Consider the following 22,102-nt stretch of genomic DNA (forward strand, 5'->3'; position numbering starts at 1 on the left):
ATGACGACGACGAGCAGCGCGGCACCCCCCGGCCGCGAAGCGGCTCCCGGAGGGCCCGGTGGGACCGGCCGGCCCGGTCGGTCCGGCCGAGCCGCAGGCACCGGCGACCCGCGGGCGGCGGTGGAGGCCGAGACGGCGCGCCTGGCCGCCTCGGGCGACGACGGCGCGCCCGGGCCGTACCTGATCGGGGTCCGGCACCACGCGCCGTCGCTCAGCGCAGTCGTGCCCGCGCTGCTCGACGCCGTCCGGCCCGAGGTGGTGCTGGTGGAGCTGCCCGCCGAGTTCCAGCCGTGGCTCGGCTGGCTGGCGGACGACTCCACCCAGGCGCCCGTCGCCCTCGCCGCCGCCCCCGGCGGGTCCGAGGACGGCGGCCCCGGGGGCGGCACGGGGGCGTCCGGGCTCGCCTTCTACCCGTTCGCCGACTTCTCCCCGGAGCTGGCGGCCCTGCGGTGGGCCCGGCGCAACGGCGTGGAGGCGGTGGCCTGCGACCTCCCGCTCGCCCACCGCGCCGCCGCCGGACGCGGGGACACCGACCGCGCCGACACCGACCGTGCCGACAGCGACCGGGCGGACGGTGCTCCCGCCGCCGGCCGCGGCCCGGGCGTCGCCGACGCGCTGCGGCGCCGGCTCACCGGGCGCGACGGCGACGAGGACCTCTGGGACCGGCTGGTCGAGACCGCCGCGCCCGGCTCGACCCCGGAGGCGGTCCGCCGCGCCGCACTGCTGGTCGGCTGGGCCATGCGCCGTGACGCAGAGGACGGCCGCGGCGTCGACCCGTACGACCTGCGGCGCGAGGCCTGGATGCGGGCGCGGATCGCGGCCGCCGCTTCCGGCGGCCGGCGCGTAGCCGCCGTCGTCGGGGCGTTCCACGCACCCGCGCTGCTCGACGGCGCCGAGTGGCCGGACGGGCCACCGCCGTCGGAGCCGGCCGCTGCCGCCGCTGCCGCCAGTGCCGGCGAGGCCTCGGCGGTCGCGGCGGCCCTGGACGGGCCGGCCGGCTCCCCGGCGGGCGAGCCGCCGGCCGGCGGCCACGTCGTCTCCCTCATTCCGTACACCTACCCGCTGTTGGACGCCCGCTCCGGCTACCCGGCCGGCATCCGGGACCCGGAATGGCAGCACACCGTCCTTGAGGCCGGCGGGGACCGGGAGCGGCTCGCCGAGGCGCTCGTCCGCACTGCGGTGCGGATCTGCGAGGCCCTGCGCACCCAGGACCACCCCGCCGGCCCGGCCGACGCCCGGGAGATCGTCCGCCTCGCCGGCGACCTCGCCCGGCTGCGCGGACTCGCCGCCCCCGGCCGGGGCGAGCTCGTCGAGGCCGTGCAGACCGTGCTGGCCCAGGGCGAGCCACTGGGCCGGGGCCGGGCGGTCGCCCGCGCCCTCGAACGCGTCCTGGTCGGCACCCGCACCGGCCGGGCCGCCCCTGCGGCCCCCCGCAGCGGTCTGGCCCCCGCCGTCGAGGCCCTGCTCGCCGAGCTCGGCCTCCCCGGCCCCGCCGAGCCCGCCCCGCGCGACCTCCGGCTCGATCCGTTGCGCTCACCCCTCGACCGCCGCCGCGAGCTGCTCCTCCACCGCCTCACCGCCTGCGGCGTCCCCTACGGCGAACCGGTCGCCGGCACCGGTGCGGGCGGCATCGAGACCATCGGCACCCGCTGGCAGCTGCAGTGGGCGCCGGCCACCGCGGCCATGCTGACGGTCGCGGGCACCCGCGGTGTCACCCCCGCCCAGGCGGCCGAGGGCGCCCTGCGCGAACGGCTGCGCCGCGAGCAGCAGGCCGACGGCCCGACCGGGCGCGACGTGCTGCAGGGCCTCGCGGACGCCGCGGCCTGCGGCCTGCCCGCCCTCGCCGACGCCCGCCTCACCCAGCTCACCGCCGTCCTCCCCGAGAGCGGCACGCTGCCCGAACTCCTCGACGGCCTCGCCCTCCTGGACCGCCTCACCGCCGGCCACGTCCCCGGTCTGCCGGTGGCTGACGGCCTCCCGCCGGCCGATCGGCCGGTCCCCGACGAGGACCGGGCTGCGCCCACGGCCCCCGCCCCCGCCGGGACGGAGGCCACCGGACGCGCGGCAGTGCTGGCGGCGGCCACCGAACTGCTGACCGTCGCCGCGGTGCGGCAGCTGGAGGGGATGGGCGGTTCTGACGATCCCGCCGACGCGCGGGCCCTGCTGGAGCTGGCCCGGCGCGCCGACCGCTCGGGCGGGCTGCGACTCGGCCACGTGCTCGCCGAACTCGCGAACGGCGGAAGCCCGTTGGTGCGGGGCGCGGCCGGCTCGGTGCGGGTGCTGCTCGGGCACGACAGCGCCCCGGCGCTCGGCTGCCGCGCCGCCTCCTGGGTCGACGGGGCCACCGACCCCGCGGCCCGGCACGCCCTCGCACGCTTGCTGGTCGGGATGCTCACCGCGGCCGAAGGGCTGTTCGCCACGGCACCCGAGGTCCTGGAACCGGTCCTGGAACGGGTGACGGCACTCTCCGACACGGCCTTCCTCGACCGGCTGCCCGCGCTGCGCGGCGGCTTCGACACCCTCAGCCCGGCCGCCCGGGACCGGCTGCTGACGCTGGTGGAGGAGCGCCTCGGCACCCGGGTGCAGGCCCTGCCGGACACCGTCGCACCGGCGCTGTTCGCCCGTTGGGCCCGTGCCGATCTCGCCGCCCGTACCGCACTGGGCCGTCGCGGTCTGCTCCCGGCGGAGACCGCCGGGCCGCAGGCCGGCCGGCCCGCGCCGACGGCGGCACCCGGCGGCACGGTCACGCCCCCGGACATCGCCGGGGCCGCGACCGAGTCCCCCGCTGCGGCCGTCGCGGCACACGCCCTCACCCCCGCCGAGCGGTGGCGCCTGCTGCTCGGCCGGCCGGGCAGCGGCGGCCTCGGCGGCCGGTCGGCCCGACTGGCCACCGCACTCGACGAGCTCTACGGGACCGGCCACGGCGAGGGCTCGGGCCCCGGCCTGGACGGGCGCGGCGGCGCCGGCGGCCACCGGGGCGGGCGCGAGGCCCCGTACCCGGGGGTGCGCGAATGGTCGGAGGAGCTGGTCGCGCTGTTCGGCCCCGGCATCCGAGAGGAGGTGCTGGCCGCCGCAGTGGCGCACGGCCGCACCGACGCGCTGGACGCCGTCGACCCGGACGCCGTCCGGCCGTCCGTCGACCTGCTGCGGACGGTGCTGGAGCACGCCGGCGGCCTGCCCGAGGCGCGGATCGCCGCGCTGCGCCCGCTGGTGCGGCGCCTGGTGGACGAGCTGACCCGGGAGCTGGCGACCAGGCTGCGCCCGGCCCTCACCGGCATCAGCGTGCCGCGCCCGAGCCGCCGGCCCGGCGGCGGGCTGGACCTCGACCGGACGATCCGGGCCAACCTCGCCACCGCCCGCCCGGCCCCGCCGGGGCCCGCGGGGGAGCGCGGCACGCTGATCGTCCCCGAGCGGCCGGTGTTCCGGACCAGGGCCCGCAAGGCCGCGGACTGGCGGCTGGTCCTGGTCGTGGACGTCTCGGGGTCGATGGAGGCGTCCACGGTCTGGGCGGCGCTGACCGCCTCGATCCTGGCCGGGGTGCCGTCGCTGAGCACGCACTTCGTGGCCTTCTCGACCGAGGTCGTCGATCTGACCGACCGGGTGCGGGATCCGCTGAGCCTGCTCCTGGAGGTGCAGATCGGCGGCGGCACCAGCATCGCGACCGGTCTGAAGTACGCACGGGAGCTGGTGACGGTGCCATCCCGGACGCTGGTCGCGGTGATCAGCGACTTCGAGGAGGGCGGCCCGGTGGGCGGGCTGCTCGCGCAGACCAGGGCGCTGGTCGACTCCGGGTGCCACGTCCTCGGCTGCGCCGCACTGGACGACACCGGGAAGGCGCGCTACTCCAAGGCGGTCGCGAGCCAACTGGTCGCGGCCGGAATGCCCGTGGCGGCACTCAGCCCGCTCGAACTGGCCCGCTGGGTGGGGGAGAAGATCCGATGACGGCATCGACGACGGAGTGGCCGGCGGTTCGGCCGGAGGTGGTCGCCGAGGTAGTGGCCGGGCTGTCGGCCCGGCTGCAGAAGCGGCTGGACGGCGCGGCGGCCAAGCTGGCCGGCCGCCCGGTCGAGCGCACCGGCGACGACTGGCGGATCGCGGTGGACGAGGAGACCGAGCTCGTCCTGCACGCGCCCGGCGGGGTGATCGGCGATCAGGCCGGCGTCCGCTGCGGCTGCCTGCTGGCACCGGCCTGCGTCCACCGGGCGGCAGCGGTCACGGTCTGCCGCCTCGCCGACGCGGACACCGACGAGGCGGCCGACGCGAACGCCGACGCGAACGCCGACGCGGACGCGGACACCGACGGGGCGGCGGACGACGCCGCCACCGCGGAGGGCGCTGCGGCCGGCGACCCCGGCTCCGCGCCCGTGCGCGCCTCGCGGCGGGCCGCCCCGTCGGCCGCCGAGCCCGCCGACTCGCCGACGCCCGCCGAGCGGGCCGCCGTCCACCACCTGCACCACGCCGCCGCGGCAGTGCTGGCGGCGGGCGTCGGCGGCACGGGCGCCGTCCTCCAGGCCGAGCTGCTTCGGGCGGCCCACCGTGCACGGCTGACCGGGCTCCACCGACCGGCCGCCGCAGCGGTGGCGGTGGTGACCAGGGTCCGCGCCGCCCGCTCGGGCGAGCCGGACCACCGGCTGGCAGACCTGGCCGCCGGTCTGCGCGAGCTGCTCGATCTGACGACCGCTCTGACCGCGGCCCTGGCGACGGCACCGGCCACCCCGCCCGCGCTCCCGCCCGGCCGCCTCGCCGAGCTGCGCGGTTCGGCCCGGCAGTCCTACCACGAGGCGGGCGGGCTGCGGCTCTACGGGCTCTTCACCGAGCCGGTGCTGACGGCCACCCACGCGGGTGTGCTCACCTGGGCGGTGGACGCCGGCGGGCGGTTGAGCACGGTCGCGGAGGTCATGCCGCATGCCGATGCGACGGCTGCGGCCCCGCAGGCCGTCGGCGCCGCGAACCGGGCCGTCCGGCTCGGCGACGCCGTGCTCGGCCACGGCGAGTTCGGCCGGGCCGGGCTCGCCGTCCAGGGGGCGACCAGGTCCGCCAACGGGCGGCTCGGCGCGGGTGCCTCGGTGCGGGCGGTCCGGGCCTCGGGTGCGGCGTGGACGGCCGAGCCGCTCGCGGCGCTCTGGGCCGAGCCGCCGGCCGCCCAGGTGGAGCGTGCGCTGTCGGCGGCGGCGGTCCCGTACGAGAGCAGGCCGGCCGGGAGCGACCTGCTCTTCCTGGACGTCACACTGCTCGGTGCCGCACCGTACGGGCCGGCCGGCGTGCCGCAGCTGCTCGCCGACTGCGGCGGCGGCCTGGTCGTCGCCCTGCGGGCGGCACACGACCACCCCGGGCTCGCGTTCCGGGGCAACCTCGCACTGCTCGCCACTGCGCCCGGGCTGCGGCTGCGGGTGATCGGCCGGTTGGAGCGCGCAGCCCGGCCGGAGCTGCGCCTGCTCGCCGCCGGGACGCTCTCGGCCGCCCCGGCACCGGGCGAACCGGTACCGGGCGAACCGGCGCTGGCCCTGACCGCCGCACGGTCGGGCCGGGTCAACCTGGGCCTGGAACGCCTGCAGACCGCCGACCTCGTCCTGCCCGCCCCGGGCACGGACGCCGTCCCGCCTGCCACTGTGCCCGACCTGACCGCTACGCCCGAGGCCCCGGTGCACCTGCTCACCCGCCGGGTGGAGCAGGCGGTGACGGGCGGACGGCAGGCCCTCGCACTCGGTGCCGGGGCGCCGGCCGGCGACGCGACCCGGCTGAGGTCGGCGGGCCTGGCCACCGGGGCGACGCTGCTGGACGCCCTGCGTGCCTCGGCGGCGGACCAGCCGCGCGATGTGTTCGGCCGGGTCGTCGCGGACGACCACGAGGCGTTCACCGCCGCGTGGCTGGCGGCGGCCTGCTACGGCGAGGAGTTGGCCACGGCACTCTGCGCGGCCGCCTGGTCCGCGGGAGAGGAGACCTGATCCCGGGCCGGGGACCAGGCCGACGCCCGGCCCGGTCCCCACCGGAAAGTACTTGCACAAACAGGTAAAACGCGCTGAATGGCATACTGGGCGGACGGGAGACGTTCGACCGGTCGTAACACCGCTGACCTGGGCCGGACACCCTGTCGGCGCCGGACACCGGCCGGCGGGGGTGGGCGGCGGTCCGGCGACCGGTCCGACGGCGGTCCGAACGGGACCGGGGAAGAAGAGGGGCGAGCCATGGGGATCCACGACGATGCCGCCGAGATCCGCGCGAGCGGCTGGCGCACGCTCGCCGCGCTGCACGGTCTCATCGACACGGCACTGGAGCGGGCACTGCAGGCCGAGCACCAGCTGTCGGTGGTCGAGTACACGGTGCTGGACGCGCTCTCCCGGCAGGACGGCTGGCACATGCGGATGCAGCAGCTGGCCCGCGCGGCTGCTCTGAGCAGCAGCGCGACCACCCGACTGGTGACCCGCCTGGAGGACCGGGGCCTGCTCAGCCGCTACCTCTGCGCGGACGACCGGCGCGGCATCTACACCGAGCTGACCCCGCGGGGCCGCGAACTGTTGCAGGCCGCCCGCCCGGTGCACGACGCCACGCTGGAGGCGACGCTGGCCAAGGCCACCGAGACCCCTGAGCTGGCCCCGCTGGTGCACGCCCTGGAGGAGCTGGAACTCACCCCGGCCGCCTCCACCACCACCTGACCGCCCCCGGAACGGCCGGCCCGGAACGACCGCCCCTGGAACGGCCGGCCCGGAACGACCGCCCCCGGAACGGCCGGCCCGGAACGACCGCCCCCGGAGCGACCGCCCGAAGCGGCAGCCTCGGAGCGACCGCTCCGGGGCAGCCGCAGCGCCTTGGCCCCGCAGCGGCCTAGGACCGGACAGGACCTAGCCGCGCGCGGCGAGCGCGTCGCGGTGGACGCGGTCCAGCAGCGCGAGCAGCAGTTCCTTGCTGGAGGCGCGCTCCCGGACGTCGCAGAGCACGACCGGGACGCCCGGGTCCAGGTCGAGGGCGCGGCGGACGTCGTCGGGGGTGCAGTCGCGGCGGCCGTAGAAGCAGTTGACGCCGATCGCGAAGGGGATGCCGCGCTGCTCGAAGAAGTCGACGGCGGCGAAGCTGGACTCCAGCCGCCTGGTGTCGGCCAGCACGATCGCCCCGAGTGCGCCGAGCGCCAGGTCGTCCCACATGAACCAGAACCGGAACTGGCCCGGCGTGCCGAACAGGTAGAGCACCAGCTCGTCCTGGATGGTGATCCGTCCGAAGTCCATGGCGACGGTGGTGGTGGACTTCTCCTGGACGCCCTCAAGGCTGTCGACCCCGATGCTGGCGCGGGTCATCCGCTCCTCGGTCTGCAGGGGTTCGATCTCGCTGACCGAGCCGACCATGGTGGTCTTGCCGACGCCGAAACCGCCGGCGACGAGGATCTTGACCGCGCCCGGCACCAGACTCTGGGTCGTCAATTCGGGTCTCCTGTAGGGGAACTGGAGGTGGCGGTGCGAGCCGCGGCCGGCGATCAGAGTCGGCGGACGCCCTCGATCACGGCCTGGATCAGCGAGATGTCCGGCGCCTCGGCGAGCTGGACGGGAGCCCGGGTGAGGATCAGCCGGGCCTCGGCCAGGTCGTCCAGCAGGACCTTCACGACGCTCACCGGCAGGTCGAGGCCGGCCGCGATCTCGGCCACGGCGAGCGGGCGTTCGCGGCACAGGTCGATGATGGCGGCCGGTTCGGGCGACATCATCGACGTGTCCGTGCGCGGGTCGGCGGTGACCACCAGGGTGATCAGCGTGAAGCCGTCACGGACCGGACCGGTCCGCCCGTTGGTGATGGCGTAGGGGCGGACCAGGTGGCCGGCGTCCTTGTCGAAGAACCAGGCCTCCTCGGCGTCGGCGGTCACGCACCGCCACCCACGCCGACCTGGCCGGCGTCGCTGCGCGGCGCCGCGGTGAGGTACTGGCCGACCTGCTTGACCAGCATGTTGATCTCGTAGGCCATCAGGCCGGCGTCGACGAGCTCGGTGGTCAGCACGGCCAGCCGGGCGCCCTGGCCGGCGGTGGTGACGAAGAGGAACAGCTGGTCCATCTCGATCACCGTCTGCCGGACCCGGCCGCCGTTGAAGCGGTGGCCGGCGCCGCGGGCGAGGCTCTGCAGGCCGGAGGCGACGGCGGACAGGTGCTCGGCGTCGGCGCGGTCCAGGCCCTGGGAGAGTCCGACCAGCAGGCCGTCCTCGGAGAGGACGATGGCGTGCCGGGTCTCCGGGACCCGCGCCACCAGCTGGTCGAGCAGCCAGTTGAGGTCGCGCTGGGTGTCGGTGTGCTGCGTCATCACTGCTGTTCCTTAGCTGCGGAAGGTGCGGCCGGTGCAGGGGGAGCGGCCGGTGCGTCCGAGTCGGGGTCCGCCGCACGGGCGGTACGGGTGCCGCGCTGGATGGCGGCCATGGTGGCGCGGGAGCGCTGCGGCGAGGGGTCGTCGATGGGGCCGGGGCCGGCGGTGCCGGGGACGGGGGCGCGGGCCGCGCCGCCGACGGCGGCCCCGCTCATCGCCCCGCCGTCGAACGCGCTGCCGCCGAAGGCGCTGCCACCGAACGAACCGCCGCCGAACGCACCGCCGCCGAAGGTGCCGCTGCCGAAGGTGTTGCCGCCCGCGCCGCCGAGCGTGGCGTCGGCCGGTGCGCCGGGGAAGCCGGCCGGCGGCGGAAGCATTCCCCCGGGCGCGTTGGCCTCGCGCAGCTGCTCGGCGAGGCTGGCGTTCCGTACCCGCTGCGGCAGGACGCGCGGGGTGCGCAGCTCGCCGTCCGGGCCGTGCTCCAAGGGGGCCTCCGGGGCACGCTCGTGGGTGGGCGCGGCGGCCTCGCCCGGGGTCCGGCCGTCTGCCGGACTGCCCGCCGGACTGCCGGCCGGACTGCCCGCCGTCGAGGTTCCGCCCGCCGCGGCGTCGGCCGCCGGAGCCTCGCCCACCTGCATCTCGTACGGCCGCGGCATGGTCGGCCGGGGCACGACCACCGCGCCGGGCAGACCGGGGATCGACGCGCCAACCGGCAGGCCGCCGTTGGTGAGGCGGCCCTCCTCACGCGCGCCGGCGCCGCCGTACTGGGCGTACTGGGCGAGCAGTTCGCTGATGGTGAGGCCGCCGTCCTGCTGCTCACCGGAACCGGCACCGCCACTAGCACTGACACCAGCACTGACACCGCCACCGACACCGCCACCGGCCGCCGGGCCCGCTCCGCCCGCGTCGCCGGCCGTCGGCCCCTCGCCCGCCGACGGTCCGCCGCCCGGCAGGCCGCCGAGCACCCCGGCCGGCGCGCCCGACAGCTCGCCGCCGGCCGGCCGCCCGCCGTCCGCGGCCGGCCCGGCCTCCGGCACCGGCGTCCGGGTGACCCGGGCACCGGCCGGCAGACCGGGCACCGAAGCGGCCGGCTGCGCCTGCTCCAGCAGCACCGACGGCACCAGCACCACGGCCCGGGTCCCGCCGTAGGGCGAGGGCCGCAGCGTGACCTGGATGTCGTGCCGGGCGGCGAGCCGGGCCACCACGAAGAGTCCGAGCCGCAGGTCGTCGCCGAGTGCGGAGACGTCCAGCTCGGGCGGGTTGGCGAGGTAGTCGTTGAGGCGTTCGTAGTCCTCCTCGCCCATGCCGAGGCCGCGGTCCTCGACCTCGACGGCCAGGCCCTTGGGGACCTCCTGGGCGGAGACCTGTACCTGGGTGTAGGGCGGCGAGAAGGTGGTGCCGTTCTCGATCAGCTCGGCGATCAGGTGGATCACGTCGGCGACGGCCTGCCCGCTGAGCGAGGTGCGCGGGACGCCCTGGACGACCACCCGGGAGTAGTTCTCGGTCTCGGAGACGGCGCTGCGCAGCACGTTGACCATGGGCACGGCGTTGCGCCAGCGGCGGGCGGGCAGCGCGCCGCCGAGGATGACCAGGTTCTCGGCGTTGCGCCGCATCCGGGTGGCCAGGTGGTCGACGGCGAACAGCTCGCGCAGCAGGTCGGGTTCCTCGTGCTCGCGCTCCAGCGCGTCCAGCATGCTGATCTGGCGGTGGATCAGGATCTGGGTGCGGCGGGCGATGTTGAGGAAGACCTTCTTCGTCCCCTCGCGCCCCTGGGCCTGGTGGACGATGGCGGCGAGGGCGGCCTGCCGGACGGCGGCGAGGCCGTCGGCGGTCTGCTGGACCTCGTCGCCGGTCCGCCGGGCGGGGGCCCAGGCGGGCGGTGCGGGGACGGGCTCGCCGGCCCGGAGCCGGCCGACGACGTCGGGGATCTCGTGCTGGGCGAGGGTGAGGGTGTCGGCGCGCAGGCCCGCGAGCCGGGCGGAGACGGTCCGGGCCAGTCCGATGCCGCGGATCAGGCTCCAGAGCAGGACCACTGCGACGAACGCGCTGACGGCCAGCAGGGCGGTGCGGTGTCCGGCGTCGCGCAACAGGTAGGCGGCGTAGCCCCAGGCGGCGGCGAGACCCAGGCAGGGGACCAGCACGAGGCCGAGGAGTGAGCTGCGGAGGGAGCCGGACCGGCCGGCGCGGTGGCCCGTCCGGGGGGCCGATATGCCTGGCATCTGATTCCTTGTTGCTGGGCCGAACGACGGGTCCCCCGTGTGCGGTCCGGTGCGCTCCCCGGCCGGGGCGCCGGGACGCCTGCGGCCGGCGATGTCCGGAGCGAACGCCGGATGAGGTGACGCAGCGTCACCGTCCGGGCGGTGCACACGGCCGCCGACTGCAGGCACGCTACCAGCCCGAGGTGGACTCACCGCAACATCAACTGACGATCTGTGAACGGGTGATGACACGCCGTCCGCTCCCCGTTCCGCCCTTCGCAGGGGAATCGTCGCTGGTCGGATGGCATGCCATGGACGCGGCGACGGCTTTCCGGGGTCGCTGGGCGACCCTCGGAAAGCCGTCAGGAACAGGTCAAAACTTGTCGGCCGCGAGGTCGCCCGATGAACGGTCCGCAGGCCGGACGGTAACTCCCGCCCGTGTCCGGTGAATCGAACTGATCATCGGTCATTCCTGTGAAGGGAATGCTCGGTTCATGATCGAACCGACCGGAGCTCCGCGGGCGGCCGGTCCGACTGCCGCTCGCCGGGGCGGCGTGCCGGGCCGGCCGGTCAGCCCGCCAGCGGCATGTGCAGGAGCGACGCGCCTCCGGTCTGGACGGCCACGGCCTCCGCCTCCGCGGCGGCCTCGCGCTCGGCGAGCTCGGTCCAGGCCCAGCTGGCCAGGTCGGAGAGCTCCGCCGACCACTCCTTGCCGTAGGTGCCGGCCGCGAACTGGCCCAGCCGCAGCCGCTGGACGTCCGAGGTGCCGGCCGGCGGGTAGATGTGGGTGGCGTCCCGCAGGTAGCGCTCGATCCGGAACTCGCTCTGCAGGCCCCGGGCGGCGTGGATCTCCATCGCGTTGCGGGCGGAGTCCAGCGCGTACTCGGTGTTGATGAGCTTGGCGTTCATCAGCTCGGCGTCGCAGGCCTTGCCGTGGTCGAGCAGGTGCGAGGCGTGGTAGGCGGCGAGCTTGGCGGTCATCAGCCGGGACTGCATCTCGCCCAGCTTGAGCGCGATGTTGGGCAGCTGGGAGAGCGGCTTGCCGTACAGCATCCGCTCCTCGGCGAAGCGCACGGTGTCCTCGACGATCGCCACGTGGATGCCGAGTGCGACGGCGGCCAGGTTCAGCCGGCCGTACAGCGTGGACGAGGAGTAGGCGACGTCCAGGCCCTGGCTCTCCCGGCCGAGCCGGTTGGTGACCGGGATCCGGCAGTCCTCGAAGACGATCTCGCCGAAGCTGAAGCCGTGCAGACCGCTCTGGGTGCCGAGCTCGCCGGTGCGGAAGCCGGGCCGGCCGCTCTCGACCAGGAACGCGGACAGGCCCTTGCTGCCCGTGCCGGTGCGCAGCACCACGCCGTGCACGTCCGCGATGTGCGAGTTGCCCACGAACCACTTGCGGCCGTTGAGCACGTACTCGTCGCCCTCGCGGTGCGCGGTGCCGGTCATGCCGAGCACGTGGCCGCCGGACTCGGGCTCGGTCACGGCGATGGTCGGCAGCGACTCCCCGGAGGCGAACCGGGGCAGCCACTTGCGGCGCTGGGCGTCCGAACCGAAGTGGATGACCTTGGCGACGCCCAGCTGCGAGGCCTGCGCCATGGCCCCCATCGCGCCGCTGACCCGGGACAGCTCCTCGACGACGACCGTCTTGGCAAGGTGGCCGAGACCCATGCCCCCGAACTTGCGCGGGATGGTGGCACCGATCCAGCCGCGGCGGGCGATCTCGCGGGAGAGCTCGAACTCGACCTCGCGAGTGGCTTCCATTCTGGCCACCTGCGGACGTACCTCCTTCTCGGCGAACTCACGCACCTCCGCTCGGAGGCTCTCGTGTCGCTCGTCGGTGAAGTAGTCCATCGCCATGCTGGGTCCTCTCGGGTCCGTCGGTTTGTCGTGCCTCCATCCGTGCCGCCGATCCGCGCCGGCCGCCCGAGGGTGGGGAGTTGAGGTGGCGGCCGGTTGCCCAGGGTGCAGCCGGTGCGTGCGGAGTGCCGGGCCGAGTTCTTGGGGGGAACCGCCCGCATTTTCGGCAGGGCCATTGTTGTCCGGCAAACAGGGCGTCTCCAGTGTGGATCTTGGATTGGCCGGATCCGGATAGGTCGGCAACCGAAGTGGATTGAACGACCGTCAGGAGGGGAAATGATCTTCCCTCGCTTTGCCGTCCCGTCCGGCCTCGTTCACGTGCCGCTTTGGCTGAGCATCAGCAAGCTGCCCGCGGAGGGCCGGGAGCGCGGCGGCCGCCTGATGTCTGATTACATGTGCGACATGACTGATGTGATGAGCACTCAAGGCCAGTTCCCGGGTGCCGGCGGCGAGTCCGAGCGGACCCGCAGGCTGCGCAGCCTCGGTCTCAACGAGCCGACCGCGGACGAGGCCTTCGACCGCTTCGCTCACCTCGCCGCCAGCATCACCCGCGCCCCCATCGCGATGGTCAACTTCATCAACGACGAGCGGCAGATGTTCCGGGGGCTCTACATTCCGCCAACCTCCGCCGAGACCACGGCCGAAATCGGTGCCTCCTGGGCCGACCGCGGCATCGCGTTCGACCTCCCGACCCGGGAGATGCCGCTGAGCCACGGCTTCTGCCCGCACGTCGTCGCGCAGCGCTCGCCGCTCGCCCTCGACGACATCCTGGCCTACCCGCGGTTCGCGGGGAACCCGGTCGTCGACGAGCTGGGCGTGCGCGCCTACCTCGGCGCCCCGCTGGTCGACGACACCAGCACCGTCATCGGCACCGTCTGCGTCCTCGACCGCGAGCCCCGCCAGTGGGGGCGCGAGCGGCTGCGCGACATCCAGCACCTCGCCGAGGCCCTGCTCTCCGAGATCCGGCTGCGCGACAACCTGCTCGCCCAGCAGCAGGAGATGTTCGCGGCCTTCGACGGCTCGCCCTTCCCGATCATGCTCACCGACGGGCCCGGCCAGGAGATCCGCTACGCCAACGCCCAGCACGCCGACACCTTCGGCGCCCCGACGGCGTACGGATCGGTCGGCATGGCCTACCCGCAGCTCGGCGCGGCCGGGCTGGACCGGGCGGTCGCGGAGGCCTACCACACCGGGCGGGCCACCGTCCTCAACGACGTCCGTATTCAGTCGGTCCGGCCGGACGCCCAGCGGATCCAGCAGATCTTCAGTTTCACCTGCACCCCGCTCCGGAGCGCCCGCACCGGGCAGGTCAACGGCGTTGTCACCGTCGGCATGGACGTCACCGCGCAGTCCCGCACCGAGGAGGAGCTGGGCACGCTCGCCGCCCTGCTGGTCGACCGGCTGCAGCAGAGCGGGGCGGGCCGTCCGGGCCTCGGCGGCGGGGAGACCGGGCCGCTTCTGCCGGGCTGAGCCCTGAGCTGGTCGACCATCCCACCGTCCGCCGCACCTCCGACCGCACCCGACCGTCGCACCACGCGTCACACCGCACGTAGCACCGCACGTCGCACCGTCATCGTGGCGGGGCGCCTCTCACCCCCGAGGAGAGGCTCCCCGCCACGATGCTCTCCGGTGACGGTGCCGCCCGGGTGAACGGCCACCGCCGCGCAGCCCGCCCGGCCGCCCGGCCGCCCCGCCGGTGGTAGGCATGGGCCGCATGGACTGGTTCGCGGCCCCCGAGTACTGGCTCGGCCGACTGCTCGTGCAACGGCTGCTCGCCGGCCTCTACCTCACCGGCTTCCTCGCCGCCGCCGCCCAGTTCCGGGCCCTGATCGGCGCCTCGGGGATGCTCCCGGTGCCCCGCTTCACCGCCCGGGTGCCGTTCCGCAGCGCACCCGGCCTCTTCCACCTCCACTACAGCGACCGCTTCTTCGCCGCCGTCGCCCTGACCGGCGCAGCGCTCTCCGCCGCGCTGGTCGGCGGGCTCGGCGACGCCGTGCCGCTCTGGGCGGCCATGCTCCTGTGGACGGTGCTCTGGGCCCTCTACCTCTCGATCGTCAACGTCGGGCAGACCTGGTACTCCTTCGGCTGGGAATCCCTGCTGCTGGAGGCCGGCTTCCTCGCCGTCTTCCTCGGCAACGAGGACGTCGCCCCGCCCGTCCTGGTGCTCTGGCTGATGCGCTGGCTGGTCTTCCGGGTCGAGTTCGGCGCCGGACTGATCAAGCTGCGCGGCGACAGCTGCTGGCGCGACCTGACCTGCCTGCGCTACCACCACGAGACCCAGCCCATGCCCGGCCCGCTCAGCTGGTTCTTCCACCACCTGCCCGCCCCGCTGCACCGGATCGAGGCCGCCGCCAACCACGTCACCCAACTCGTCGTCCCGGTCGCCCTCCTCCTCCCGCAGCCGGTCGCCACGTACGCGGCCTGCGTGATCGTGGTGACCCAGCTCTGGCTGGTCGCCTCCGGGAACTTCGCCTGGCTCAACTGGCTCACCATCACGCTCGCCCTCGCCGCCGTCGACCCCGCCCGGCTCGGCCTGCCGGTCCACCCCCGCTCCTACGCCGGCACGCCGGTCTGGTTCGAGGTCCTGGTGATCGCGCTGACCGCCGGCGTCGCCGTGCTCAGCTACTGGCCGGTGCGGAACATGCTCTCCCGCGGTCAGGTCATGAACCGCTCCTTCAACCGCCTCCACCTGGTCAACACCTACGGGGCCTTCGGCAGCATCAACCGGATCCGCCAGGAGGTCGTGGTGGAGGGGACCGACGAGCCCACCGTCACCCGGCACACCGTCTGGCGCGAGTACGGCTTCAAGGGCAAGCCCGGCGACGTGCGCCGGCTCCCGCGCCAGTACGCCCCCTACCACCTGCGGCTGGACTGGCTGATGTGGTTCGCCGGGATCTCGCCCGCGTACGCCCGGCCCTGGTTCGTGCCGTTCGTCGCCCGGCTGCTCGTCAACGACCCGGACACCTTGCGGCTGCTGCGGAGCAACCCCTTCCCGGACGCCCCGCCCACGCACGTCCGGGCGACCCTCTACCTGTACCGGTTCACCGGTTGGCGCGAACTGCGGGAGACCGGCGCGTGGTGGCACCGGACCGAGCTGCACGAGTACCTCGGCCCCGTCAGCCTTGACGCCCTCACCCGATCCGGCTACCGGCCGCCACTCGGCCGGCGCACCCGGACGGTGCCGGTGGACGGGGTCCGGGGCGGTGGTGGCCGCCGGTCCGGGCAGGGTCCGCACCCCCCGTCCGGCCCCGCGCACCACCGCCCGTCCGGCCCCGGACCGCATCACCCGTCCGGTCCTCCCGAGTAGCGCCCAGGTGAGCGGTGTGGCACGCCACATCGGTCCGTCGGGCGGTGGGTGCGTGCAAGGCTCGAACGGGCACCCGTATTCTGGGCCTCCACAACCGGCAGGCCGATCGCGCGCCCCCCGGCCCCCTCCCGCCGGGGCCCCGCGCACCCGGTCGGCCGTCCCCCCGCCGCCCAGCCCCCGCCGCAGTCGCCCAGAACCGGACCTCACATGACAGTGCTTCACTCGCGCAACGCCGATGCGTCCGACGCCGCCGATGCCAAGGCCGCCGACGCCGAGACCGCCACGGACGCCGCCGACACCACGGACGCCACCGACCTGGAGCAGACCACGGCCCGGCCGGCTGCGACGGACACCGACCTCCGGGACGAGCTCGGCCGCTACGCCGAGCTCGGTGCCTTCACCCTCACCGCGGAGAGCCACGCCTGGTACGCGGCCGTCGACACGGTCGCCACCCCCGAGGACGCCCGCGCCGCCTCCACCGTCCTCGCCGAGCTGCGCGGCCGCGACCTCCAGCAGACCTGGGACGCCGTCACCGGCCTCGCCGCCGACGCGAAGCTGGACGAACCGGACACCGTCGCCAAGGCGGCGCTGCTGGTCGAGCTCCTCCAGCGCGTCCACAAGACCTCCGCGACGCTGATCGGCGCCGCCTACGACGCAGACCTCGACGCCCTCATCGCCGCCACCGCCGACCGGGCCTGGCGGCGCGAGCGCGGCGTCAAGCTGTCGTTCCTGAAGGTCCGCGGGCTGCGCAAGCAGGCCGCGGCGTTCGCCCGCGACGGCCGCAAGGTCCGCCCCGAGGAGCTGCACGAGGCGTTCAGCTCCGCCGAGATCGAGCGCCGGGCCTGGGCCGTCCTCGCCCCGGCCGGCACCCTGCCGAACCCGCCCGCCGACGGCGCGCTGGTCGAGAGCACCGCCACCGCCTTCGAGGCGATCGGCACCGGCCTGCGCGAACTGGCCCGCCTGCTGCCCGAGCACGACCTGGACGGGCTGCCGTTCGGCGAGCTGATCGACCTGGTCGAGCGGCTCGCGGCGGACGAGGGCACCCTCTACCGCCTCCCCACCATCCGCTCGCTGCGCGCCACGCTGGAGGAGGCCGGCCTCGCCGACCTGCTCGCCGAACTCACCGAGGCCCGCGCCGACCGCCGCGCCGCCGAGGCCGCCTTCACCGCCCGCCAGGCCCTGGCCGGCGGCCAGCGGGACGGCCTGGCGGGTAGCCGGGACGAGGTTGAGCCGGAGGTGGAGGCCGAGGCCGAGGCCGAGGCCGCCGGGGCGGAGCCGGAGACCGAGACCGAGCCGGACACCGCGGAGCTCGTGGAGGCGGCGGTTGCCGTCGAGCCGGAGCCGGAGCCGGAGGCTGTGGCGGAGGCCGAGCCCGAGGTTGCGGGCGAGGTCGAGCCCGAGGCTGCGACCGAGCCGGACACCGCGGACGCCGAGCCGGTGCCGGCGGCCGACGAGCTCATCGTCGAGGAGCTCCTGGAGGTTCAGCCCCTCGTCGTGACGCTCCCGGCGCCGTCCCCCGCGGCGGACGACCTGGTCGACGTCACCCCGATCCTCCCGGCGAAGCCCGAGGCCGTGGTCGAGGTCGAGGTCCAGCCCGAGGCCCGGGTCGAGGCTCCTGTGGTCGAGGTTGCCGAGGAGGTGACCGAGGTCGCCCCGGCCGTGGACGTCGAGGCCGGCGCGGTCGAGGTCGACGAGTCGGTTGTCGAGGAGGCCGCGGACGAGGTCGCCTCGATCGAAGAGGTTGTCGAGCCCGAGCCCGAGCCCGAGGCCGAGCCCGAGCCCGTCGCAGCAGTGGAGGTCGAGGAGACCCAGGCCGAGACTCAGGCCGAGGCCGAGGCCGTGGTCAACGTCGCCGAGACCGAGACCGAGACCGAGACCGAGGCTGAGGTGGCGGCCGTCGAGCCGGTCGCCGAGGAAGCCGCCGCGGAGGTCGTGGCCGAGCCCGAGGCCGAGCCGGTGGTGGAGGTCGAGCAGGCCGAGCCCGAGGCGGCTGACGCCGAGGCCGAGGTCACCGAGACCGCCGCCGTGGAGACCGCCGTCGAGCCCGAGGCCGAGGCCGAGCCGGTCGCCGAGGAGACCGTCGAGGAGACGGCCGAGGCCGTCGCCCTGCCGGTGGAGTCCGAGGAGTCCGAGGCCTCCAAGCCCGAGGCCGAGGCTGCCGAGGTCGAGCCCGAGGTGGCGGCTGTTGAGCCGGTCGCCGAGGAAACCGCCCCCGATGCCGAGGTCGCCCCCGATGCCGAGGTCGCTCCTGAGCCCGAGCCGGCAGCCGTCGTCGAGCCCGAGGCCGCGGCCCAGCCCGAGCCCGCCGTCGAGCCGGAGCCCACTGTCAAGGCCGCGCCCGCCGGTCGGCCGGAGAAGCCCGACTTCACCCCGGGCCGCCCGGTGACCGCCTACTCCGCGGACGAACTGCTCGCCGTCGTCCGGTGGGTGGACGGTGACGGCGTGAAGCGCAGCGACGAGGAGCTGCTCCGCGCCGCGATGAAGGAGCTGGGCTTCGCCCGCCTGGGCCCGCGCATCAAGGAGGCGCTGGGCGCCGCCGTCACCGCCGCGCGCGGCTGACCCGAAGGACGAGCTACACGGGCGAGGGCCCGGTGGGATGCGGATCGCCGCTCCCACCGGGCCCTCGCCCGTTCTGCCGGTCAGCCCGCCTTGTTCCAGGGCGCGCTGGACATCAGCGCCTTGACGTTGGCGACATAGCCGGGGTTGGGGATGACCAGGCTGCCGGTGGTCGCGCCGGTGGCCGGGTCGGTGACCGTGTTGTAGTGCACGTTGCCCGCCCCCGCGTTGTACGCGGCGATGACCAGGTCGAGCAGCGGCGTCTTGCCGGTGGCCGGGTCGGGGGAGAGGTCGTACTTGCCGCCGAAGGAGGAGTCGCCGTAGTAGGCGACCAGCCAGTCCAGCAGCTGGGTGCCGAGCTGGACGTTCCCGTTGAGCGTCTTCGGGTCGGAGGTCGTCCCGAACTTGCTGTTCATCCAGCTCACGGTGGCGGGCATGATCTGCATCGTCCCGATGCCGCCGTCGCACGCGAGGATGCCGGACTGCCAGCCGCTCTCCTGCCAGGCGATCGCCTTGACCAGGCTGACCGGCAGCGGCGGGAGCTTGTCGGTGCCGCCGTTGCTGAGGTTCAGCGTGCGGGGCTGGCCGGCGGCCGCGGTGAGGGCGGCGCCGACCGCCTCCTTCGGCTCGTCGGGCTGGGGCTTGGTGGGGGTGCAGCCGCTCTGCAGCGGCGGGACGTGTGGCGTCGGCGGAGCCGGCGGCGGGGTGGGCGCGACCGGACCGGGCTTGGGCGTCGGTGCGGGCGCCGGCACCACCGCGGCCGGGCCGGGCGGGGGTGCGGGCGCGGCCTTGGGGGCCGGGTCGGCGGGCTTGGTGCCGGTGCTCGGCTTGGCGCTGCTCGGCGTCGCGGTCGGGCTGGGCTTGCCCGACTTGCCCGCCGTCGCGCTCGGTGAGGCGCTCCGGCCGGCGGTGGGGCTCGTGGTCGCGCTCGCGCTCGGCGAGGCGTCGGCGGAGGGCGTCGCGGACGGCGACGGCGTGGCCTCCGCGCCGGTGGTGGTCGCCACCGGGGCGGGCGCGCCCGTGCTCCCGGCGGTGTCGTCGGCCTTCTTGGTGCCACAACCGGTCAGCAGGGCCGTGGACACGGCGGCCGCCGAGACCAGGACCAGTGCCCGTCGTACGCCGGTCCGGCCCCGGCCGTGCTCCGGTTCCCGCCCGTGGTTCGTCCCCCGCAGGTGGCCCTGCTCTTGCTCCGGCGTGCGCGCGTGCCCTGGCATGGAATCCCGCCCCCTGATGCCTCGCCGGACGGCCCGGCGAGAAGGCGACATCCTACGATGATCGGACTCTGACGTCGGCCGCCGGGGTCGGGCCGATCGCGGCCCGGATTCGGCGCGGATTCGGGCGCGGCGTCGGCTGTGAAGCTCAGGCCTGCGGGGCGGCGTCCGCGCGCAGCTGGGCGGCCAGCACGGCCGGGGCCTCCGCCAGCGACGGCCCGTACCAGGTCAGGTGCCGGCCGCTGACCAGCGCGGTCGGGATGCCGGGGAACGCTTCCGGGCCGTCCTCCGCCGTGAACCGGTAGGGCTCGTCCGGAAGGACGACCAAGTCGGGATCGCACGCGAGGAGTTCCGGCAGGGGGACGGCCGGGTAGCGGTCGGGGTGGTCGGCGTGGAGGAGATCGACGCCGAGGCGGCGGAGCACGTCCCCGGCGAACGTGTCGCGGCCCAGCACCATCCACGGGCGGCGCCAGATCGGCACGACGGCGCTCCGGCGCGGTCGCAGCGCGAGCGCTCCCGTCTCGGCCCAGGCGGCCTCGGCGGCGTCCAGCCAGGCGGGGCGGGGCAGGCCGCAGCCGACGGTGAGCAGGCGGTGCAGCGAGGTGAAGGCCTGGTCCAGCGTGCGGATGTCGGTGACCCAGACCGCCGGCCCGGCGGCCCGCAGCGCGTCGAGGTCCGGGCGGCGGTTCTCCTCGTCGTTGGCGAGGACCAGGTCCGGGGCGAGTGCGGTGATCCGCCGGACGTCGGGGTTCTTGGTGCCGCCGATCCGGGTGGCCGTCAGGCCGGCGGGGTGGGTGCACCAGTCGGTGGCGCCCACCAGCAGGTGGGGTGCCGTGGCGGCGACGGCCTCGGTCAGCGAGGGGACCAGCGACACCACCCGCCGCACCGGCCCGCCGCCGAGCGGCACCGCCGAGCCCAGGTCGTCCACCGGGCGGACGTCGGCCCGCCCGCCCGCGGCCACCCGCGCGTCCCCGCCCACCGGCACTCCCTCGCCCGCCTGCTGCTCCATCAGCACACCCTAGGGCCCTGGCCGGCCGATCTTGCCGGGCGCACGACGCCGGGCATCCCTCCTCCGGCCTCCGGCCGGGAGGTGCCCCCGGGGCGTACGCCCGAATCGCCCAAGTACGTCCAGTGCGAGGGCGATCCGGTCGCGCGCCCGGCCGGGCGCGTAATGCCGGTCGCGTCCGGCCGCCCCCGGTGACGGCCGACCGGGGCGATCCGCCGGAAATAGCCGCGCCCGGGCGGGGGTTGGAGCCAGTTGCGGCACCCCGTCACGGCAGGACCGAAAGGACTTCCCAGTATGAAGATCGGCATCATCGGCGCGGGACAGATCGGCGGCAACCTCACCCGGCGGCTCACCGCACTCGGGCACGAGGTGTCCGTGGCCAACTCGCGGGGCCCGCACACCCTGACCGAGCTGGCCGAGGAGACCGGCGCGACCCCGGTCGCCGTCGCCGAGGCGGCCCGGGGAGCGCAGGTCGTGGTCGTCACGGTGCCGCTGAAGGCCGTGCCGGACCTCCCCTCCGGCCTGTTCGACGGGGCTGCGGAGGGAGTGGCCGTGATCGACACCGGCAACTACTACCCGAAGCCGCGGGACGGCCGGATCGACGCGATCGAGGACGAGGGCCTGACCGAGAGCCGGTGGACGGAGCGCCAGATCGGCCACCCGGTGGTCAAGGCGTTCAACGGCACCTACGCCCGGGACCTCCTGGAGCGCCCCCGCCCGGCGGGCGACCCGGAGCGGATGGCGCTGCCGGTCGCCGGTGACGACGAGGCGGCCAAGCGGACCGTCCGCGCGCTGATCGACGAGCTGGGCTTCGACACGGTGGACGCGGGTGGCATCGACGACTCCTGGCGCCAGCAGCCCGACACCCCGGTCTACGGGCTGCGCGGCGGCGTCGCCGAGGTGACCACGGCCCTGGCCGAGGCCTCGCCGGAGCGACCGGAGTCGTTCCGGGCGTGACCTGAGCCCCGCCCGGTGGGGGCCGCCGGCCGCCGGTGGCGGCGGTGCCGATGCACCCGCCGCCACCGGCGCGCGTCCGGCCTCCCGTCAGCAGGCCGCAGCGAGCCGGACGGCCGGCCCGCGCGGCGCGGAGCCGGCGCCCTCGGCGGCCCGGAGCCGCGCTATCAGCTCCTCACGGGCCCGGGCGACCCGGGAGCGGACGGTGCCGACCGGGCAGCCGGCCACCTCGGCGGCCTCCGCGTAGCTCAGCCCGACCACCTGGGTGAGCACGAAGGCCTCGCGGCGCTGTGCGGGCACCCGGTCGAGCAGGTCGCCGAGGGCGATGCCGTCCTCGAACCCCGAGGCCGGCAGCGGGCCCTGCCGCTCGGCGGCCTCCTGCCAGTCCGGCAGGGCGGCGCAGCGCGGGCGGGCGGCGGCGGTGCGGTAGCGGTCGATGACGGTCCGCCGGGCGATCGACAGCAGCCACGTCCGGGCGGACGAGCGTCCGGCGAACCCGGGCAGGCTGCGCAGGGCGCGCAGGAAGGTCTCCTGGGCGAGGTCGTCGGCGGACTGCACGTCGGTGAGGTGGGCGACGAACCGCCACACGTCCCGCTGGGTGGCCCGGACGAAGGCCTCGACGTCCGCCGACCGGCCCGCGCGGGCGGCGAGGGCCAGGGCGGTCAGCTGCTCGTCATCCACGGCGGCCTCCCGTCCCGCGACCGCGGCGGTCCCCGGTCCCGGGACCGCGGTGGTCGCC

General features: G+C 75.7%; 15 protein-coding genes. 7 read left to right on the forward strand and 8 right to left on the reverse strand.

Annotated elements, in window-relative coordinates; translation table 11 throughout:
• From ACIPSC_RS28660 to ACIPSC_RS28670, 3 genes are all read left to right on the forward strand, one after another.
• A complete protein-coding gene (locus ACIPSC_RS28660) occupies nt 1–3,942 on the forward strand; it encodes a DUF5682 family protein (RefSeq protein ID WP_400829290.1) in 3,942 nt (1,313 codons plus the stop codon).
• Nucleotides 3,939–5,945 carry a hypothetical protein gene (locus tag ACIPSC_RS28665; protein WP_400829292.1) on the forward strand — a complete coding sequence of 669 codons (2,007 nt, stop codon included), beginning with the start codon at nt 3,939–3,941 and terminating at the stop codon, nt 5,943–5,945. Before ACIPSC_RS28660 ends, ACIPSC_RS28665 begins: the two co-directional genes overlap by 4 nt.
• A 240-nt stretch (nt 5,946–6,185) precedes the next feature.
• The gene (locus ACIPSC_RS28670) at nt 6,186–6,653 is read left to right on the forward strand and encodes a MarR family winged helix-turn-helix transcriptional regulator (RefSeq protein WP_400829294.1); all 468 of its coding nucleotides are present in this window, start codon (nt 6,186–6,188) and stop codon (nt 6,651–6,653) included.
• 186 nt (nt 6,654–6,839) lie between these two features.
• Here ACIPSC_RS28670 and ACIPSC_RS28675 read toward each other — a convergent pair whose 3' ends face one another.
• The 5 genes from ACIPSC_RS28675 to ACIPSC_RS28695 form a co-directional block, all read right to left on the reverse strand.
• A complete protein-coding gene (locus ACIPSC_RS28675) occupies nt 6,840–7,412 on the reverse strand; it encodes a GTP-binding protein (protein ID WP_400829296.1) in 573 nt (190 codons plus the stop codon).
• 53 nt (nt 7,413–7,465) lie between these two features.
• The gene (locus tag ACIPSC_RS28680; RefSeq protein WP_400829298.1) at nt 7,466–7,846 is read right to left on the reverse strand and encodes a DUF742 domain-containing protein; all 381 of its coding nucleotides are present in this window, start codon (nt 7,844–7,846) and stop codon (nt 7,466–7,468) included.
• Nucleotides 7,843–8,274 (reverse strand): roadblock/LC7 domain-containing protein, encoded by a 432-nt coding sequence (locus ACIPSC_RS28685; protein WP_400829300.1) that lies wholly within the window; start codon nt 8,272–8,274, stop codon nt 7,843–7,845. Before ACIPSC_RS28685 ends, ACIPSC_RS28680 begins: the two co-directional genes overlap by 4 nt.
• A complete protein-coding gene (locus tag ACIPSC_RS28690) occupies nt 8,274–10,493 on the reverse strand; it encodes a sensor histidine kinase (RefSeq protein WP_400829302.1) in 2,220 nt (739 codons plus the stop codon). Before ACIPSC_RS28690 ends, ACIPSC_RS28685 begins: the two co-directional genes overlap by 1 nt.
• Before the next feature lie 549 nt (nt 10,494–11,042).
• Nucleotides 11,043–12,323: an acyl-CoA dehydrogenase family protein gene (locus ACIPSC_RS28695; RefSeq protein ID WP_400829338.1), complete on the reverse strand. Its 1,281-nt coding sequence runs from the start codon at nt 12,321–12,323 to the stop codon at nt 11,043–11,045.
• 420 nt (nt 12,324–12,743) lie between these two features.
• Here ACIPSC_RS28695 and ACIPSC_RS28700 point away from each other — a divergent pair, with 420 nt between their 5' ends.
• The 3 genes from ACIPSC_RS28700 to ACIPSC_RS28710 all read left to right on the forward strand — a co-directional run bounded on the left by ACIPSC_RS28700 (nt 12,744) and on the right by ACIPSC_RS28710 (nt 18,195).
• On the forward strand, nt 12,744–13,799 hold the full coding sequence (locus ACIPSC_RS28700; protein WP_400829304.1) for a GAF domain-containing protein: 1,056 nt from the start codon (nt 12,744–12,746) through the stop codon (nt 13,797–13,799).
• A gap of 244 nt (nt 13,800–14,043) precedes the next feature.
• The gene (locus tag ACIPSC_RS28705) at nt 14,044–15,636 is read left to right on the forward strand and encodes a lipase maturation factor family protein (protein WP_400829306.1); all 1,593 of its coding nucleotides are present in this window, start codon (nt 14,044–14,046) and stop codon (nt 15,634–15,636) included.
• Between the two features lie 207 nt (nt 15,637–15,843).
• Nucleotides 15,844–18,195 carry a hypothetical protein gene (locus ACIPSC_RS28710; RefSeq protein WP_400829308.1) on the forward strand — a complete coding sequence of 784 codons (2,352 nt, stop codon included), beginning with the start codon at nt 15,844–15,846 and terminating at the stop codon, nt 18,193–18,195.
• A gap of 80 nt (nt 18,196–18,275) precedes the next feature.
• On the opposite strand, the gene ACIPSC_RS28715 is transcribed toward ACIPSC_RS28710, so the two are convergent.
• Both ACIPSC_RS28715 and ACIPSC_RS28720 read right to left on the reverse strand, forming a co-directional pair.
• Complete coding sequence (locus tag ACIPSC_RS28715; protein WP_400829310.1) at nt 18,276–19,406, reverse strand: lytic transglycosylase domain-containing protein; 1,131 nt, start codon at nt 19,404–19,406, stop codon at nt 18,276–18,278.
• Nucleotides 19,407–19,551: 145 nt separating this feature from the next.
• Complete coding sequence (locus ACIPSC_RS28720; protein ID WP_400829312.1) at nt 19,552–20,412, reverse strand: helical backbone metal receptor; 861 nt, start codon at nt 20,410–20,412, stop codon at nt 19,552–19,554.
• Nucleotides 20,413–20,661: 249 nt separating this feature from the next.
• Here ACIPSC_RS28720 and ACIPSC_RS28725 point away from each other — a divergent pair, with 249 nt between their 5' ends.
• On the forward strand, nt 20,662–21,366 hold the full coding sequence (locus ACIPSC_RS28725; protein ID WP_400829314.1) for an NADPH-dependent F420 reductase: 705 nt from the start codon (nt 20,662–20,664) through the stop codon (nt 21,364–21,366).
• A gap of 87 nt (nt 21,367–21,453) precedes the next feature.
• On the opposite strand, the gene ACIPSC_RS28730 is transcribed toward ACIPSC_RS28725, so the two are convergent.
• Nucleotides 21,454–22,044, reverse strand: coding sequence for a sigma-70 family RNA polymerase sigma factor (locus tag ACIPSC_RS28730; protein WP_400829316.1), 591 nt, complete (start codon nt 22,042–22,044; stop codon nt 21,454–21,456).
• Nucleotides 22,045–22,102 lie beyond the last annotated feature (58 nt).

The sequence above is a fragment of the Kitasatospora sp. NPDC090091 genome (assembly GCF_044747365.1).
In the GTDB taxonomy this organism is placed as follows: domain Bacteria; phylum Actinomycetota; class Actinomycetes; order Streptomycetales; family Streptomycetaceae; genus Kitasatospora.

What these genes read in the sequence shown, in the direction of transcription:
- ACIPSC_RS28720 (WP_400829312.1), bottom strand. Translation starts at nt 20,412, where the DNA reads ATGGAGCAGCAGGCGGGCGAGGGAGTGCCGGTGGGCGGGGACGCGCGG.
- ACIPSC_RS28685 (WP_400829300.1), bottom strand. Translation starts at nt 8,274, where the DNA reads ATGACGCAGCACACCGACACCCAGCGCGACCTCAACTGGCTGCTCGAC.
- ACIPSC_RS28660 (WP_400829290.1), top strand. Translation starts at nt 1, where the DNA reads ATGACGACGACGAGCAGCGCGGCACCCCCCGGCCGCGAAGCGGCTCCC.
- ACIPSC_RS28695 (WP_400829338.1), bottom strand. Translation starts at nt 12,323, where the DNA reads ATGGACTACTTCACCGACGAGCGACACGAGAGCCTCCGAGCGGAGGTG.
- ACIPSC_RS28700 (WP_400829304.1), top strand. Translation starts at nt 12,744, where the DNA reads ATGAGCACTCAAGGCCAGTTCCCGGGTGCCGGCGGCGAGTCCGAGCGG.
- ACIPSC_RS28670 (WP_400829294.1), top strand. Translation starts at nt 6,186, where the DNA reads ATGGGGATCCACGACGATGCCGCCGAGATCCGCGCGAGCGGCTGGCGC.
- ACIPSC_RS28705 (WP_400829306.1), top strand. Translation starts at nt 14,044, where the DNA reads ATGGACTGGTTCGCGGCCCCCGAGTACTGGCTCGGCCGACTGCTCGTG.
- ACIPSC_RS28715 (WP_400829310.1), bottom strand. Translation starts at nt 19,406, where the DNA reads ATGCCAGGGCACGCGCGCACGCCGGAGCAAGAGCAGGGCCACCTGCGG.
- ACIPSC_RS28665 (WP_400829292.1), top strand. Translation starts at nt 3,939, where the DNA reads ATGACGGCATCGACGACGGAGTGGCCGGCGGTTCGGCCGGAGGTGGTC.
- ACIPSC_RS28710 (WP_400829308.1), top strand. Translation starts at nt 15,844, where the DNA reads ATGACAGTGCTTCACTCGCGCAACGCCGATGCGTCCGACGCCGCCGAT.
- ACIPSC_RS28690 (WP_400829302.1), bottom strand. Translation starts at nt 10,493, where the DNA reads ATGCCAGGCATATCGGCCCCCCGGACGGGCCACCGCGCCGGCCGGTCC.